We start from the raw sequence: 15,358 nt of genomic DNA on the forward strand, positions 1-15,358 counted from the left end.
CGCCGTCGGCGTACAGACGCTCGACGACGGGTTCTTCGGGGGAATCAGCCACCCAGGCTCTTTTCGTTCAGTCCGCCCGCGAGGACGTGGGCGTGTACGTGGAAGACGGTCTGACCGGCACCGGGGCCGGTGTTGAAGACGAGACGGAAGTCGCCGTCCGCATGTTCGGCGGCGACTGAATTGGCGAGGCCCACGATCTCGGTCAGCAGGTCGGGGTCGCCCGCGGCGAGTTCCACGACGTTGCGGTACTGCTCGGTCTTAGGGATCACGAGCAGGTGGACCGGCGCCTGCGGCGCGATGTCGCGGATCGCGAAGGCGTTCTCGGTCTCGGCCACGATCTCGGCGGGAATCTCGCCCTGGAGGATACGCGTGAAGATCGATGGCTCGGTCATGGCATCCAGTCTATCGACGGGGTGCGACACCGGGTCGGGCCTGTGCCCCGGACGGGGCCGCGCCGTCACCAGCGACCGGTCGCCGCCGAGAGGACCGAGATCGCCGCGGCTCCCGCGGTCGAGGTCCGCAGCACAGTGTCGCCGAGGCGCACGAGCCGGGCACCGGCGGCGCTGAGCGCCGCGAGTTCGTCCGGCGCGATTCCGCCCTCGGGTCCCACGACGAGCACGACGTCCCGCTCGTCGGGGAGAACGGACGCCACGACGGTGAGCCGCTCGGATGCCGACGGCTCGAGCACGAGGACGGTGGCCGCACCGGCCCGCTCGACAAGGTCGGCGAGGCGTGCGACGCCCTCGACCTCGGGGATCCACGCGCGATGCGCCTGCTTCGCGGCCTCGCGCACGATCGTGCGCCAGCGCGCAAGTCCCTTGTCGGCCTTGGCATCCCACCTCGACACGCTCCGCGCGGCCTGCCACGGGACGATCGCGTCGACGCCCAGCTCGGTCGCGGCCTGCACGGCGAGCTCGTCGCGATCGCCCTTGGCGAGCGCCTGGACCAGCACGATGCGCGGTGACGGTGCGGGCAGCTCGGCGCGATCCGCGACGAGGACCGACACCTCTTTCGGTGCCACCGCGGTGGTCCTGCCCTCGAGCCACACTCCCCGTCCATCGCCGAGGGTGACGGCCTCGTCCACGCGGACGCGGCGCACGGCGGCCGCGTGGTGCGCCTCGGGGCCCGTCAGCGTCACGACATCGCCCACGACCGCGGTCGCGGCGTCGTCGGTCACGAAGTGCAGCGCCACGGTCAGTGCCGGAAGCGGTCGCGGAACTTCGAGAACAGGCCCTGCTGGTGCTCGGCCAGACGCGGCTGGGGAGCCTTGGTGCGCTTGGCGAACTCCTCGATGAGCGCGCGCTCCTTGTGGTCGAGGCGCGTCGGTGTCACGACGTGTACGCCGACCTTCAAGTCACCGCGCTGATTGCCGCGCAACGGCGTGATCCCGCGCCCCTTGATGGTGAGCACGTCGCCGGACTGCACGCCGGCGCGCACCTCGAGGTCGACGCTGCCGTCGAGCGACTCGATCGTCGTGTTGGTTCCCAGGATCGCGTCGGGCATCGAGACCTCGAGCGTGGCGAGCAGGTCGTCGCCCTCGCGGCTGAACGCCTCGTGGGGCTCGACCGTGATCTCGAGGTACAGGTCGCCGTTCGGTCCGCCGGCGGGGCCGACCTCACCCGAACCGGGCAGCTGCAGGCGCAGGCCCGTCTCGACGCCGGCCGGGATGTCGACCGACACGGTGCGGCGGGCGCGCACGCGCCCCTGGCCCTGGCAGGTGCCGCAGGGGTAGGGGATCGTGGTGCCGTGGCCCTGGCAGACGCTGCAGGGTTGACTCGTCACCACGTTGCCGAGCAGGCTGCGGACCGTGCGCTGCACGTGCCCGGAGCCGTGGCAGATGTCGCACGTGACCTCGCTCGTGCCGGGCTGCGTGCACGAGCCGTGGCACGTCTCGCACAGCACCGCCGTGTCGACGTCGAGGTCGCGGTGGACCCCGAACACGACGTCCCCGAGCGACAGCGTGACGCGAACGAGCGCGTCCTGCCCGCGCTCGCGCCGGGAACGCGGACGGGGGCCGCGGCCACCGCCGCCCTGCGCGCCGCCGAAGAACGTCTCGAAGATGTCGCTGAAGCCGCCGAACCCGGCCGCTCCCCCGCCACCGAACGGGTTCTGGTCGCCGCCCATGTCATAGCGGCGGCGCTGCTCGGGGTCGCTCAGCACGTCGTACGCATGCGTGACGAGCTTGAAACGCTCGGAGGCGTCCTCTCCCGGGTTGACGTCGGGGTGCAACTCGCGGGCGAGACGCCGGTACGCGCGCTTGATGTCGTCGGGGGCGGCGTCGCGTGCGACACCGAGGACCTCGTAGTGGTCAGCCACAGTCGCCTTCCTACCCGCTCGCGCGGGGTCGATCTTTCAGAGGGAGCTCGTCAACGCGCGCTGTCGTCGTCTTCGAGCATCCGGGTCAAGTAGTGCGCGACGGCGCGGACCGCCGCGAGGTTGGACGAATAGTCCATGCGGGTGGGACCCAGCAGGCCCACGCGGGCACCGCCCGTCGAACCGTCGTACCGGCTCGCGAGCACGGACGCCTCGATGAGACCGAACGGCTCGTTCTCGCGGCCGATGCTGGCCGAGAGGCCCTGTTCGTCGGCGACCATCTCGCTCATCAACCGCAGCAGCGTGACCTGCTCCTCGATGGCTTCGAGCAACGGGTAGATGCTGCCACGGAAGTCCGACTCGCGCTTGGCGAGTGTCGCCGCCCCCGCCATGACCAGCCGGTCCTGACGGAACTCGTCGAGCTCTTCGCCCACGATCCGCAGGACCGCGTCGGCGATGGCATCCAGGGCGACGCCCGGACGCGGACCTTCGGCGGCGACGCCGGCGACCGTCTGCGCGCACTCGGCGACGCTACGGCCCACGAGCATGGCCGCCACGCGCGCGCGAAGCTGGACGATGTCGGCCTCGGTGGGCTCCAGGGGAACGACCGCGATGCGCTGCGAGACACGACCGGTGTCGGTGACGAGGATGACGAGCACGCGCGGACCGCCGAGGGCGACGAGCTCGACGTGCGTGAGGTTCGCGCGGGCGAACGACGGGTACTGCACGATCGCGACTTGGCCGGTCAGCTGAGTGAGGGCTCGCACGGTGCGGGCGAGGAGGTCGTCGAGGTCGCCGGCCTCGTCGAGGAAGGACGTGATGGCGCTCCGCTGCGCGGACGACAGGGGGCGGAGCTCGGCGAGGTGGTCGACGAAGACGCGGTAGCCCTTGTCGGTGGGCACACGGCCCGAGGACGTGTGGGGGGCGACGATGAGCTCTTCGTCTTCGAGGAGCGCCATGTCGTTGCGGATCGTGGCGGCGGACACGCCGAAGGCGTGGCGGTCGACGATCGCCTTGCTGCCGACGGGCTCTCGCGTGTCGACGTAGTCCTGGACGATCGCGCGGAGCACTTGCAAGCCGCGTTCGGACACCATGGCCGGCTCCCTCCTCCTGGCACTCCACACACCTGAGTGCCAATTCTAGAGGATCGGCCCGCACGTGAGCCGGGAACGCGCCTACGCGGTCAGAGCCCGCACGACGGCATCGGCGAGCAGGCGGCCGCGCCGGGTCAGGACGATGCGTCCGCGCACGGCATCCGCGCCCTCGATGAGACCGTCGGCGATGAGGGATGCCACGGCCTTCCGGCCCTCGCCGAGGAGCTCGGACACCGGCAGGCCCTCGCGGATACGGCTCCGCAGCAGCACCGATTCGAGGCGCCGCGCCGTCTCGTCGGGACGTTCGCGCGCCGCGGCGGGGGACTCCTCCGCCGCCAGCCGCTGGGCGTAGGCCGCGGGGTGCTTGACGTTCCACCAACGGAGCCCCGCGACGTGACTGTGCGCGCCCGGGCCGAAGCCCCACCAGTCGGTGCCGCGCCAGTACGCCAGGTTGTGACGCGAGCGGTGCGTCGCGGCGGTCGCCCAGTTCGACACTTCGTACCACTCGTATCCCGCGGCCGACAGCAGATCGTCCGCGAGCTCGTACATGTCGGCCTGGAGATCGTCGTCGGGCATGGACAGGGCGCCCGATCGGATCTGGCGCGCGAGCTTCGTGCCGTCCTCGACGATCAAGGCGTACGCCGAGACGTGGTCGGGAGCGAGGCCGACGGCGGTCTCGAGCGAGGCGCGCCAGTCCTCGAGCGACTCCCCCGGGGCGCCGTAGATGAGGTCGAGCGACACGTCGAGCCCGGCCCGCCGCGCCGACGCCACCGCTGTCGCGACGTTCCGCGGATCGTGCGTGCGGTCGAGCACCGCGAGCACGTGCGACTGCGCGGACTGCATCCCGATCGACAGGCGCGTCGCTCCCGCGGCGGCCAGGGTCTCGGCGACCCGGTCGTCGACGGTGTCGGGGTTGGCTTCGACCGTGACCTCGGCGCCGTCGGCGATCCCGAACTCGTCACGCACTGCGCCGAGCATGCGCGCCAGGTCGCCGGGCGGGAGCAGCGTCGGGGTGCCTCCCCCGAAGAACACCGTGGATGCCGCCCGCCGGGCGCCCGCGGCATCCATCACCGTCCCGGCCAGACGCACCTCGGCGGCGAGCGTGTCCGCGAAGTCCTCTTGCCGCGCTCCGCGCAATTCGCTCGACGTGTAGGTGTTGAAGTCGCAGTACCCGCAGCGCACGCGACAGAACGGCACGTGCAGGTACACGCCGAAATCGGCAGCGGCGTCGTGGATCAGGTCGTCGGGCAGACGTCCGTCGACCGGGGCGGGGTCACCGAGCGGCAGGGGGCCGCCCATCAGGACGTGTACAACGGCGAGATCGCCCGGAGATACCGCTGGAACAGCGCCCGGCGACGACGGCGGACGAGCCCGGTGAAGAGTCGGTACGACGGGGCCGTCGGCCGGTCGAACGCGCGCACCGAGAACCACACCTCGTCGTTGTCGCGCCACTCCACGCTGAACAGCTCTTCGCCGCTCACGATGGAGTGCCCCACCGTCCCGAGGATGTACCCGACGCGTCGCGGCTCCTCGAACACCGAGATGACACGCAGGTGCGCGTCGGCGCGGTGTCCGTCGACCTTGCCGTGCAGACGAACGCTGGTACCCGGGCTCACGAACGGCGTGCCGTCGGTGGCGAACCGCTGCTCGGATTCGAGGCGACTCGGGGCGATCGGAGCGCCGTCGGCGTCGAAACCCACGCCGGAATAGCCGCCGTCGGTGGCCGGCCGGACATCGCTGATGCTCAGCTCCGCCGCGCGCAGCGGTGCCCACGACAGCAGCAACTCCCCCGCGGCCGCGAAGCGCTCCTCACCGCTGCCGATGCGCCAGGCGTCTTCGGCGGGCACGGAGTGCTGCGGCGGATACTGCATCAGGTCGTGCGCCTGAGTGGCGCCGACCGCGGCGTAATCGACCGTGTCGTCGGTGAAGTTCTGCCGGCGCATGATCTCCAGTCTCCTGTGCGCGGATGGGAGGACGGTGGGCGTCGTTACTTCTTGCCCTCGACGTCGCCGGACAGGGCGGCGATGAACGCCTCCTGCGGAACCTCGACGCGGCCCACCATCTTCATGCGCTTCTTGCCCTCTTTCTGCTTCTCGAGGAGCTTGCGCTTGCGGGTGATGTCACCGCCGTAGCATTTGGCGAGCACGTCCTTGCGGATCGCGCGGATGTTCTCGCGCGCGATGATCCGCGCGCCGATCGCGGCCTGGATGGGCACCTCGAACTGCTGACGCGGGATGAGCTTGCGCAAGCGCTCGGTCATCATGGTGCCGTAGCTGTAGGCCTTCTCGCGGTGGACGATCGAGCTGAAGGCATCCACTTTCTCGCCCTGCAGCAGGATGTCGACCTTGACGAGGTCGGCCGTCTGCTGACCGGCCGGCTCGTAGTCGAGGCTCGCGTACCCCTGCGTGCGGCTCTTGAGGTGGTCGAAGAAGTCGAAGACGATCTCGCCGAGAGGCATGTTGTAGCGCAGCTCGACGCGGTCTTCGCTGAGGTAGTCCATGCCGAGGAGGGTTCCGCGGCGCGACTGGCACAGCTCCATGACCGTGCCGACGTAGTCCTTGGGCAGCAGGATGCCGACCTTCACGATCGGCTCGGACACCTCGGCGACGCGCCCGTCGGGGTATTCGCTCGGGTTCGTGACCGAGACCGTCTCTCCGGTGTCGGTGGTGACCTCGTACGTCACCGACGGGGCGGTGGTGATGAGGTCGAGACCGAACTCGCGCGAGAGGCGCTCGGTGATGATCTCGAGGTGCAGCAGACCGAGGAAGCCGCAGCGGAAGCCGAAGCCGAGGGCGACGGACGTCTCGGGCTCGTACTGCAGCGACGCATCCGAGAGCTTCAGCTTGTCGAGGGCCTCGCGCAGTTCGGCGTAGTCGCTGCCGTCGATCGGGTAGATGCCCGAGAAGACCATCGGCTTCGGGTCGGTGTACCCGGGGAGGGCCTGCGTCGCGGGCTTGCGGTGGTTCGTGATCGTGTCGCCGACCTTGGACTGCCGGACGTCTTTCACGCCCGTGATGAGGTAGCCGACCTCTCCCACGCCCAGACCCCGGGTGGGCACGGGCTCGGGGCTCGAGACGCCGATCTCGAGCAGCTCGTGCGTCGCGGTCGTCGACATCATCTGGATGCGCTCGCGCGGCGAGAGCGATCCGTCGACCATGCGGACGTAGGTCACGACACCGCGGTAGGCGTCGTACACGGAGTCGAAGATCATCGCGCGCGCCGGGGCGTCGGCCTTGCCGACCGGGGCGGGGATCTGCTCGACGATGCGGTCGAGGAGCTCCTCGACGCCCATACCCGTCTTTCCGCTGACCCGCAGCACGTCGGCCGGGTCGCCGCCGATGAGGCCGGCCAGCTCCGCCGCGTACTTGTCGGGGTCGGCGGCGGGGAGGTCGATCTTGTTCAGGACCGGGATGATCTGCAGGTCGTTCTCGAGCGCGAGGTAGAGGTTCGCGAGCGTCTGGGCTTCGATGCCCTGAGCGGCGTCGACGAGAAGGATCGCGCCCTCGCACGCGGCGAGCGAACGGCTGACCTCGTACGTGAAGTCGACGTGGCCGGGCGTGTCGATCATGTTCAGCGCGAACGTCTCGCCGCCGGCGGCCCACGGCATCCGCACCGCTTGCGACTTGATCGTGATGCCGCGCTCGCGCTCGATGTCCATGCGGTCGAGGTACTGCGCGCGCATGTCGCGGTCGGCGACGACCCCGGTGATCTGCAGCATGCGGTCGGCCAACGTCGACTTGCCGTGGTCGATGTGGGCGATGATGCAGAAGTTGCGGATCTGCGCCGGCGGGGTGACGGACGGCTCGAGAGGCTTCAGGGCGCGCGGTGACATGTTCCGTCGATTCTACGGGCGCGCGCCGACATCGCCGCGCCGGGGCGATGCTCAGGTGCGGTTCGTAGGCTGGACGCCATGACGGTCCAGGTCGTGCTCGTGCACGGCATCCGCACGTCGGCGACCATGTGGCGTGCGCAGGTCGCGCATCTCGAGCAGCGCGGGAACCCGGTGACGGCGGTGGATCTGCCCGGTCACGGGACGCGTCGCGGAGAGGTGTTCACCCTCGACGAGGCGTTCGCCACGATTGACCGGGCGGTTCAGGATGCCGCGACCCGCGGTTCCGTCCTGCTCGTGGGGCATTCCATGGGCGGGCTGCTCTCGATCGAGTACGTCGGGCGCGAGGACCCGCCGCCGGTTGCCGCGTTCATCGCGGCATCCTGCACGTCGATCCCGCGCGGGGTGGGGCTCGCCGCCTATCGCTTCTTCGCGCGGCGGCTCGACGCCTTCCCCGACCGGGGCATGCGCATGACGAACTACGTGCTCGAACGCACTCTGCCCCCGGAGACGCGCGAGGACTTCGGCGCGGGGGGCTACGCGTTCGACGCGCAGGACACGGCGCTGCGGAGTCTGTCGGTGCTCGATCTGCTCGCGGCGTTGCGACGCATCGATGTGCCGCTGTGGTTCGTGAACGGGCAGTGGGATCAGCTGCGGGTCAACGAGAAGCTGTTCCTGTCGGTCGCGCGCGATGCGGAGCTCATCGTCGTCCCGCGGACGACCCACCTGGTGACCGCGATGCGTCCGCGCGTGTTCAACGCGCTGCTGGACGTGGCCCTCACCACGCTGGAAGCATCGACCTGATAGACTCGGTCCTTGGCTTGCGTGTGGGGTTTTTCCCGACCTCCACGACCGCCGGTGCAGCGTCCCTCTACCGCTCGCCCGGCACTTCCAACACTCACTCAAACGAAAGACCGTCGAACGTGGCGAATATCAAGTCGCAGATCAAGCGCAACAAGACCAACGAGAAGGCGCGCGAGCGCAACAAGGCCGTCAAGAGCGAGCTGAAGACGCACGTGCGTCGCGCCCGCGAGGCCGTTCTCTCCGGTGATAAGGCAGCCGCCGAAAAGGCTCTCGCCGTCGCCGGCAAGAAGCTCGACAAGGCCGTGAGCAAGGGTGTCATCCACCAGAACCAGGCCGCGAACCGCAAGTCGGCCATCGCGAAGCAGGTCGCCGCTCTCTGAGCCGCCTCTTCTTCGACAGCCCGTCCCGCACCGCGGGGCGGGCTTCGTCGTTCCCGGGGGGTGGGGCGCAGGGTCGGGTTGTGAGTGCGGCCGGGGGCGCGGGCGGGCGGCGCGTGCGCTGCGGAGCGGAGGAAATTCCGCGGGCGGAGGGTCTCCGCGGGAGTTTCGGTCCTCCGCTCCCCGAATCTCCTCCGCTCCCCGAATCTCCTCCGCTGAAGCGCTCTCGCGCGAGAGAGGAACACAGGATGCCGGTCGCGGCGGGGCCGCGCGGAGTTGAGGGTGTCGCGGGCCCGGGAAGCCGCCGGTCGGGCGGCCGAACGCGGCGACGACGTCTGGGCCGCGCTGACGCGGCCCAGCAGCGGTCGCGAATCAGCCGCCGTAGGGCTGGCGCGTGGCGATGATCGTGATCATGCGCTCCAGCGCGAACACCGGGTCGCGGGACGCGCCCTTGACCTCAGCGTCGGCGCGCGCGGTCGCATGGATCGCCATCCCGAGCGTGTTCCCGGTCCAGCCGACGAGGTCGCGCCGCGCGCGGTCGATCTGCCAGTCCTTCATGCCCAAGCGTTGAGCGAGCGCCCCCGAAGATTCGCGGTGGCCGGCGACGCGCGCCATCGTCCGGAGCTTCATGGCCACGGCCGCGACGAGCGGGACGGGATCGGCCCCGGATGCCAGGGCGTGGCGCAACGCCAGGAGCGCGGGGCCGTACTGACCGGCGATCGCGGTGTCGGCGACCGTGAACGCGGAGGTCTCGACGCGGCCGCCGTAGTATCGCTCGACCGTACGCTCATCGATGTCGCCGGGGACGTCGGCGATGAGCTGTTGGCACGCGGCCGCGAGCTCGGTGAGGTCGTCGGCGAAGGCCGAGACGAGCGACCGCAAGGCGACCGGGGCGATGCGCTTCTGCGCGGCCTTGAACTCGCCGACGGCGAAGTCGAAGCGGTCGGAGTCGCGCTTGACGGCGGGGCACGCGATCTCGATGCCGCCGCCCTGGCCCGCGCGGATGGCATCCAGGAGCTTCTTGCCGCGCACGCTCGCACCGGTGTGGCGGAGGACGACCGTCGCGCCGTCCTGCGGGTGCGCGAGGTACGACAGCGCCTCGGTGAGGAAGGCGTCGCTGCACTTCTCGACTCCCCCGACGCGCACGAGCCGCGGTTCGCCGAACAAAGAGGGCGAAGTGACCGCGAGCAGAGTGCCCGCGGTGTAGTCGTCGGCTCGGACGTCGGTGACCTCGAGGCTCGGGTCCTCGCTCTTGAGGTATTCGCGGATGCCCGCGGTCGCGCGCTCGGCGCACACTTCTTCCGGGCCCGAGATGAGCACGACCGGCGCGGGCTGGGGGGTGCGCCATCCGATCTGGGGAATGGCCGACTTCGCCTTCGCGGGGGCGGAGCGTCGAGGGGCCGGGGTCACTCCCCCAGCCTACCGACCGGGTCGGACACGGATGCCGAGGATCAGCGGCCGGGGTCAGCCGTTCGCCCCGTCGAGGCGGGTGTGCGCGGGGTGGCGTAGCGGGCGCGCATCTCCGGCCCGGCGGCCGGTCCGGACCGGAACGCGAAGCGCGGATCCGAGACGGAGAGCCCGGTCACGGGGTCGATCGTCACCGGTTCCACTTCGTCGCCGGTCGTCACGTCCACGAGCACCATCGCCCGCTCCTCCGGGGCCAGCTGCTCGTTCCTCCACGCCGCGAGGGCGACGAGGATCGGTCGGAGCGACCGGCCGAACTCCGTGAGCACGTACTCGTTCCGGACGGGGCGGTCCTGGTACGGGCGGGTGGCGAGGATGCCGTTCTCGACGAGCACCTTGAGGCGCTTGGTCAGCATGCTCGAGGACAGGCCGATGTTCGCTTCGAACTCGTCGAAACGCGTGTAGCCGTCGAAGCAGTCATGGAGGATCAGCATGGTCCACCATTCGCCCACGTACGACATCGCGGTCGACAGCGGGCATTCGCGATCCTCGACCCGGATCTGTGCGGACATCCGACACTCCTTCCGACCGTGACCGCGGCGCACTCGGCCAGTCACTGCTAATGTAGCAGCCATGGTGACTGTCGAAACAGAAGTGACGCCTTCCGGGGCACCCCACGGAAGACAGCATCGGGCTGTGGTGAGCGGAGGCACGAAGGGCACGGGTGCGGCCGTGGCTCGCCGGCTGCGGGCCGCGGGGATGCAGGTCACCGCGATCGCCCGGACGCCCGGCACCGACGAGGATGTCCGGTTCGTGGCCGCCGACGTGACCGACCCGGGTGCGGTTCGCGACGCCGCGCGGGTCATCCTGACCGACGGGGCCCCCGACGTCGTCGTCCATGTCGCCGGCGGATCGCACTCCCCCGGCGGCGGCTTCGGAGCCCTCGGCGAGACCGAGTGGGCGCGCGAGATCGACCTCAACCTCCTGGCGGCAGTGCGGCTCGATCGCGAGCTCGTCCCGGCCATGATCGAGGCCGGGCGCGGAGCGATCGTTCACGTGTCCTCGATCCAGGCGCGGATGCCGTTGTGGGACGGCACGCTGGCGTACGCGGCCGCGAAAGCGGCCCTGCGTACGTACAGCAAGGGCCTTTCGGGTCAGCTCGCTCCCCTCGGCATCCGCGTGAACACCGTCTCGCCGGGCGGTATCCAGACCGCGGGGGCCGAGGCGCTCGTCGAACGCCTCGCCGCGGACCTCGACGGAGACAAAGACGCGGCGTGGGACTCACTCGTCTCCGCGCTCGGCGGTGTGCCGTGGGGGCGTTTCGCGACGCCCGACGAGGTCGCGTCCACGATCGCCTTCTTGGCCTCGGATGCCGCGGCGAGCATCACCGGAGCCGACCTCGTCATCGACGGTGGCACCGTCCGAACCATCTGACCACCGATGATCCCTGGAAGGGACAGACCATGACCGACGTGTACACGCCCTACGACCCGACCCTCCTTCCCTCCCCGGTCGTCGCCTACCTCGACGCGCGGGACGACCACCGCCACGCCGACGCCACGGCCGTGTTCTCTCCGGACGCGGTCGTGATCGACGACGGACGGACCTACCGGGGTCGCGACGCGATCTCCGCCTGGATCGCAACGTCCTCGACGGAGTTCACGTACACGAGCTCCCGCCTGGACCAGTGGGTCGATGACACCCGTCGAGCAGTCGTGCGGGTCCGACTCGACGGCAACTTCCCCGGCGGTACCGTCCTGCTCCGACACGGATTCGACCTCGCGGCCGGATGCATCGAGCGACTGGTGATCGAGGTCTGACCACTCGCGCGGGCAGCACCAGGAGTGCTGTCAGGGCACAGGCGTGGCTCACGGCGGTCTCTGTCGCCACAGGGTCAACCGCTCCGACTCGTCGTACCAGACCGCCAGGATGCCGTCGGCGTCGGTGCGAGCCGCGGTGGTGCCGACGGACGTGAGGATGTCGAGCAATCGGGCCGTGGGATGGCCGTACGTGTTGTCCGCGCCGACACCGATGAGCCCGAGGGGCGCGTGCAGGCGACGGTAGAGCTCGGGGTCCTGATCGGCGCTGCCGTGGTGCGAGACCTTCACGATCTCGACGCGGGGGACGTCGACGCGGCGGAGGAGCGCCGCCTGCGGCTCGGCGCCCAGGTCGCCGAGCATCACCGTGCGGGGAAAGCCGGGCCCGGAGACGTCGATGGCCACGCTCGCGTCGTTGCCGGGCTCCATGCCCGGAAGCGGGCCGAGCGCCTGCCACCGCGTCTCGCCGAGGGTGCCCGTGAGACCGAGGGATGCCGTGCGCAGCTCCGCCCCTCTCGCGGCGAAGCGGTCGAGCAGCCTCTCGTCCGCGCGCTCTCCGACCGGTCCGTGCAGGACGACGTCCGCGCGTCCGAGGATGGCCGGGGATCCGCCGACGTGGTCCTTGTCGAAGTGCGTGAGCACCACCAGGTCGAGGCGGTCGATCCCGAACGTCTGCAGACATTCCGCGAGCGGCTCGGGCTCGGGTCCGGTGTCGACGAGCGCCACCGCGGACCCGGATCGCCACAGCGTGGCATCGCCCTGACCGACGTCGCACATCGCAACCTGCCAGTCGGGCGGAACCGTGAGCGGCCCCGCGACCGTGCGGATCGTGCTGGTGCCGCCGATCGCGCCCAGGAGGATGGCCACCGCCGCCGTCGCGAGCGCGGTGATCCGCGGGCCGCGGCGGGGGCGAAGGATCGCGAGGACGACCGCGCCGCCCACCGCGGCCAGGAGCGCCGCGCCCGGCGGTCCGTCCGGCCAGGGAAGGTTCTGCGCAGGCCAGGACGCGGTGGTGTGCGCCACCCCGGCGATCCAGGCGGCGGGGATCCACGCCAGCGCGGTCAGCCCGTCGCGCAGCCACGGGAACGGCGCGACGCAGGCCAGGACCCCGGCGATCGTCGCCGGTGCCGCCGCCGGATCCGCGAGGAGGTTCGCGGCGACCCCGAGGAGGGGGACGTGCGGGTCGATCAGCACGATGAGCGGGCCGCAGACGAGCTGGGCAGCCGCCGGCACCGCGAGGGCGAGAGCGAGGGGCGCCGGCATCCATCGACCGAGCCCGTCCGCGAGCGGCCGGGCCAGGACGAGGAGCGCGGCGGTAGCGGTTGCCGACAGGGCGAAGCCGAGCGAGCGACACAGCCAGGGGTCGGCGAGCAGGAGGAACGTGACCGCCGCCGACAGCACCGAGACGCCGAGCGTGGGACGCCCGAAGCCGAGGGCGAGGATGCCGATCGCGCTCATCGCCGCCGCCCGGACCACGCTGGGCTCGGGCGTGACGAGCACCACGAAGCCCGCGAGCACGAACAGCGCACCGGCCACCCGGACCCACCGGCGGGTACCGCACAGGGCGAGCACGCCGAACGCGGCGCCGACCACGAGCGCACAGTTCGCGCCCGACACCGCCGTCAGGTGCGACAGCGACGCGGCGTTCATCGCCTCCTCGGTCGCGGCGTCGAGCCCGGAGGTGTCGCCGACCGCGAGCCCGGGAATGAGACCCGCACCCGGCTGCGGCAGTCCACGAGTCGAGGCCAGGAGCCCGTCGCGGAGCGCTGCGAACCAGCCCCAGACTCCGTCCGGCGGGGGCGCGCGGTCGACCTGGGTTGCGCGCAGCACGAGCACGGCGCGGTCGGTGGGATCCGCGGGGATCGCCCGACCGGACAGGACGACCTCGCTTCCCTGCTCGGATGCCGCGAGTCGCTCGCGTCCGTCGGCGTCGACCCCGATGCGCACGGGGAGCGCTCCGCGCACCGTACTCGCGCCCGCGGAGACGGCGGAGGCGACCGCATCGAACCACGCGCCTCCATCGACGCTGCGCGACAGGTGGCCGGTGACCGTGGCGGTCACCCGGAGGTGGCGGCCGCCATCGACCTGCAGGTCGCCGACCTGCGCGCGAGTCGGGGCGAGGGTCGCAACGGTGCCCACACTGGCCGCCGCGCACGCGAGAGCGACGGCTGCCACGACGATCGCCGGATGCCGGAACTTCACGAGCACACCGATCGAGACCGTCGAGGCCATAGCGAGGATCAGCGCGAGGATCCATGGGTCCGGGAAGGCCGTCCCCGCCGCCGCCCCAGCCCAGGTCGTCGCGGCCACGGCGGCGGGGCGCCACGCGCGGCGACGCAGAGCGCGGCGACCGTCTCCCTGCCCGTCGAGTCTCGGGAGGCCGGCCGCCTCGGCGCCGGACCGTACGGCGCCGCTCACACGCGCACCAGGTCGCGCAGTCCCGCGAGCATCTTGTCGCCGATGCCGGGCACCGAACCGAGATCGTCGACGCTCGTGAAGCGGCCGTTCTCCTCGCGCCACGCGAGGATGCGATCCGCGAGTGCCGGACCGATCCGGGGCAGCGCGTCGAGCTGCTCGCGCGTCGCGGTATTGAGGTCGAGCGGCCCGACCGTCGCTCCCGGCGCTCCCCCGGCGGCGGCCGTGGGTGCGGCGCCGACGACGGGCACGACGATCTGCTCCCCGTCCGTGACGGCGCGCGCGAGGTTCACGCCCGCGCGTTCGGCGTCGTCCGCGAAGCCTCCCGCGCGCGCGATCGCGTCGGCCACGCGGTCGCCGACCTCCAGCCGGTAGAGCCCCGCTGCCCGTACCGCGCCCGCCACGTGAACGTACACGCCGGCCCCGGCGGGAGCGCTGGCCCGGCCCGTCGGCGCGGGCGTCGTCGTGACGGTCTCGGTGCCCGTCGTCCCGCGGAAGATCCCGATCCCCACGGTGACGGCGAAGGCGAGGAGCACGAGGACGATCGCCGCCCCGACACCGAGACGGCGGCGCGAACCGAGGCGCGGAGGAGTCTCGATCGGGTCCGGTGATGCCATCACGCCAGCACCCTACGAAGGTCGCGCGCACGCCCGTCGGGCTCTGCGCCGCATCCGTGGACGATGTCTCGGATCGCCTCCCTGGGGAGGAGTCGCGCCTAGCCTGGAACGATGAACGAGAACGCGTGGCGCGCGATTCTGTCCGCCCTCGCCGATGACCGCGGTCGCGAGCTCTACGCGCGGATCGTGCGGGGCGAGCCGGTCGACAGCACCCAGACGCCCACGAAAGCACGACGGAGCCTTGCCGCCCTGATCTCAGCAGGACTCATCACCGAGACCGATGATGGCTACTCCGCGTCACCGACGGTGTTCCGTGATGCCCTCGCCGCGGCGCCGCGCCCCCCGCGCGCCACAGGCCCGGAGCGCTTCTTCAGGGAAGGGCGCCTGGCGACCCTCCCATCCCGCGACGCCGACCGGCGCGCGGTGCTCACCGTCGTGGCATCCCGTTCGCTCTCGCCCGGCGAGGTCGTGACCGAGACCGAGATCAACACACGCCTCGCGATGATCACCGACGACGTCGCTGCACTGCGCCGCGCCCTCGTCGACACCGGTCTCGTCGAACGCACGCGCACCGGAACCGCCTACGCCCTCGCCGCCCCCTGAACGACGGATGCCACGCCCCCACGCTCGGCAGAGCGCCGGGGGCGTGGCATCCGGATTGCATGCAATCGGCCTCGACGATCAGCCC

The 15,358-nt window shown here is 71.2% G+C and carries 16 protein-coding genes; 5 read left to right on the plus strand and 11 right to left on the minus strand.

The annotated features are described in order from the left end of the window. Positions 1 to 44: 44 nt before the first annotated feature. From AC3E6M_RS04125 to lepA, 7 genes are all read right to left on the minus strand, one after another. Positions 45 to 392: an HIT domain-containing protein gene (locus AC3E6M_RS04125; protein ID WP_138172219.1), complete on the minus strand. Its 348-nt coding sequence runs from the start codon at positions 390 to 392 to the stop codon at positions 45 to 47. Between the two features lie 65 nt (positions 393 to 457). Continuing rightward, positions 458 to 1,192 carry a 16S rRNA (uracil(1498)-N(3))-methyltransferase gene (locus AC3E6M_RS04130; protein ID WP_490529119.1) on the minus strand — a complete coding sequence of 245 codons (735 nt, stop codon included), beginning with the start codon at positions 1,190 to 1,192 and terminating at the stop codon, positions 458 to 460. 2 nt (positions 1,193 to 1,194) lie between these two features. Beyond that, positions 1,195 to 2,316, minus strand: a complete 1,122-nt coding sequence (dnaJ, locus tag AC3E6M_RS04135) for a molecular chaperone DnaJ (RefSeq protein ID WP_490529121.1) — start codon at positions 2,314 to 2,316, stop codon at positions 1,195 to 1,197. 50 nt (positions 2,317 to 2,366) lie between these two features. Next, the gene (gene hrcA, locus AC3E6M_RS04140) at positions 2,367 to 3,407 is read right to left on the minus strand and encodes a heat-inducible transcriptional repressor HrcA (RefSeq protein WP_490529122.1); all 1,041 of its coding nucleotides are present in this window, start codon (positions 3,405 to 3,407) and stop codon (positions 2,367 to 2,369) included. Between the two features lie 81 nt (positions 3,408 to 3,488). Continuing rightward, the gene (gene hemW / locus AC3E6M_RS04145) at positions 3,489 to 4,706 is read right to left on the minus strand and encodes a radical SAM family heme chaperone HemW (RefSeq protein ID WP_490529123.1); all 1,218 of its coding nucleotides are present in this window, start codon (positions 4,704 to 4,706) and stop codon (positions 3,489 to 3,491) included. Further along, a complete protein-coding gene (locus AC3E6M_RS04150) occupies positions 4,706 to 5,350 on the minus strand; it encodes a DUF1990 domain-containing protein (RefSeq protein WP_138172214.1) in 645 nt (214 codons plus the stop codon). Before AC3E6M_RS04150 ends, hemW begins: the two co-directional genes overlap by 1 nt. A 44-nt stretch (positions 5,351 to 5,394) precedes the next feature. Then, the gene (gene lepA / locus AC3E6M_RS04155; RefSeq protein WP_292902404.1) at positions 5,395 to 7,239 is read right to left on the minus strand and encodes a translation elongation factor 4; all 1,845 of its coding nucleotides are present in this window, start codon (positions 7,237 to 7,239) and stop codon (positions 5,395 to 5,397) included. Between the two features lie 78 nt (positions 7,240 to 7,317). On the opposite strand from lepA, the gene AC3E6M_RS04160 reads away from it, so the two are divergent. Together AC3E6M_RS04160 and rpsT are read left to right on the plus strand one after the other, a co-directional pair. Further along, positions 7,318 to 8,040: an alpha/beta fold hydrolase gene (locus AC3E6M_RS04160; protein ID WP_490529124.1), complete on the plus strand. Its 723-nt coding sequence runs from the start codon at positions 7,318 to 7,320 to the stop codon at positions 8,038 to 8,040. A gap of 119 nt (positions 8,041 to 8,159) precedes the next feature. Beyond that, positions 8,160 to 8,420 (plus strand): 30S ribosomal protein S20, encoded by a 261-nt coding sequence (rpsT, locus tag AC3E6M_RS04165; RefSeq protein WP_138172211.1) that lies wholly within the window; start codon positions 8,160 to 8,162, stop codon positions 8,418 to 8,420. 369 nt (positions 8,421 to 8,789) lie between these two features. Here the strand turns inward: rpsT and holA are convergent, their stop codons facing one another. Both holA and AC3E6M_RS04175 read right to left on the minus strand, forming a co-directional pair. Beyond that, positions 8,790 to 9,827, minus strand: coding sequence for a DNA polymerase III subunit delta (holA, locus tag AC3E6M_RS04170; protein WP_490529125.1), 1,038 nt, complete (start codon positions 9,825 to 9,827; stop codon positions 8,790 to 8,792). A gap of 41 nt (positions 9,828 to 9,868) precedes the next feature. Beyond that, positions 9,869 to 10,393 (minus strand): winged helix-turn-helix transcriptional regulator, encoded by a 525-nt coding sequence (locus AC3E6M_RS04175; protein WP_490529126.1) that lies wholly within the window; start codon positions 10,391 to 10,393, stop codon positions 9,869 to 9,871. 61 nt (positions 10,394 to 10,454) lie between these two features. On the opposite strand from AC3E6M_RS04175, the gene AC3E6M_RS04180 reads away from it, so the two are divergent. Together AC3E6M_RS04180 and AC3E6M_RS04185 are read left to right on the plus strand one after the other, a co-directional pair. After that, on the plus strand, positions 10,455 to 11,255 hold the full coding sequence (locus AC3E6M_RS04180; RefSeq protein WP_490529127.1) for an oxidoreductase: 801 nt from the start codon (positions 10,455 to 10,457) through the stop codon (positions 11,253 to 11,255). A gap of 29 nt (positions 11,256 to 11,284) precedes the next feature. After that, positions 11,285 to 11,641: a nuclear transport factor 2 family protein gene (locus tag AC3E6M_RS04185; RefSeq protein ID WP_138172308.1), complete on the plus strand. Its 357-nt coding sequence runs from the start codon at positions 11,285 to 11,287 to the stop codon at positions 11,639 to 11,641. Between the two features lie 48 nt (positions 11,642 to 11,689). Here the strand turns inward: AC3E6M_RS04185 and AC3E6M_RS04190 are convergent, their stop codons facing one another. Beyond that, positions 11,690 to 14,056, minus strand: a complete 2,367-nt coding sequence (locus tag AC3E6M_RS04190; RefSeq protein ID WP_490529128.1) for a ComEC/Rec2 family competence protein — start codon at positions 14,054 to 14,056, stop codon at positions 11,690 to 11,692. Next, on the minus strand, positions 14,053 to 14,670 hold the full coding sequence (locus AC3E6M_RS04195) for a helix-hairpin-helix domain-containing protein (RefSeq protein WP_490529129.1): 618 nt from the start codon (positions 14,668 to 14,670) through the stop codon (positions 14,053 to 14,055). Before AC3E6M_RS04195 ends, AC3E6M_RS04190 begins: the two co-directional genes overlap by 4 nt. 111 nt (positions 14,671 to 14,781) lie before the next feature. Here AC3E6M_RS04195 and AC3E6M_RS04200 point away from each other — a divergent pair, with 111 nt between their 5' ends. After that, on the plus strand, positions 14,782 to 15,273 hold the full coding sequence (locus AC3E6M_RS04200; protein WP_490529130.1) for a DUF2087 domain-containing protein: 492 nt from the start codon (positions 14,782 to 14,784) through the stop codon (positions 15,271 to 15,273). The last annotated feature ends 85 nt before the right edge of the window (positions 15,274 to 15,358 follow it).

Source organism: Microbacterium sp. SCPM-O-B-15248 (M128) (assembly GCF_058214835.1).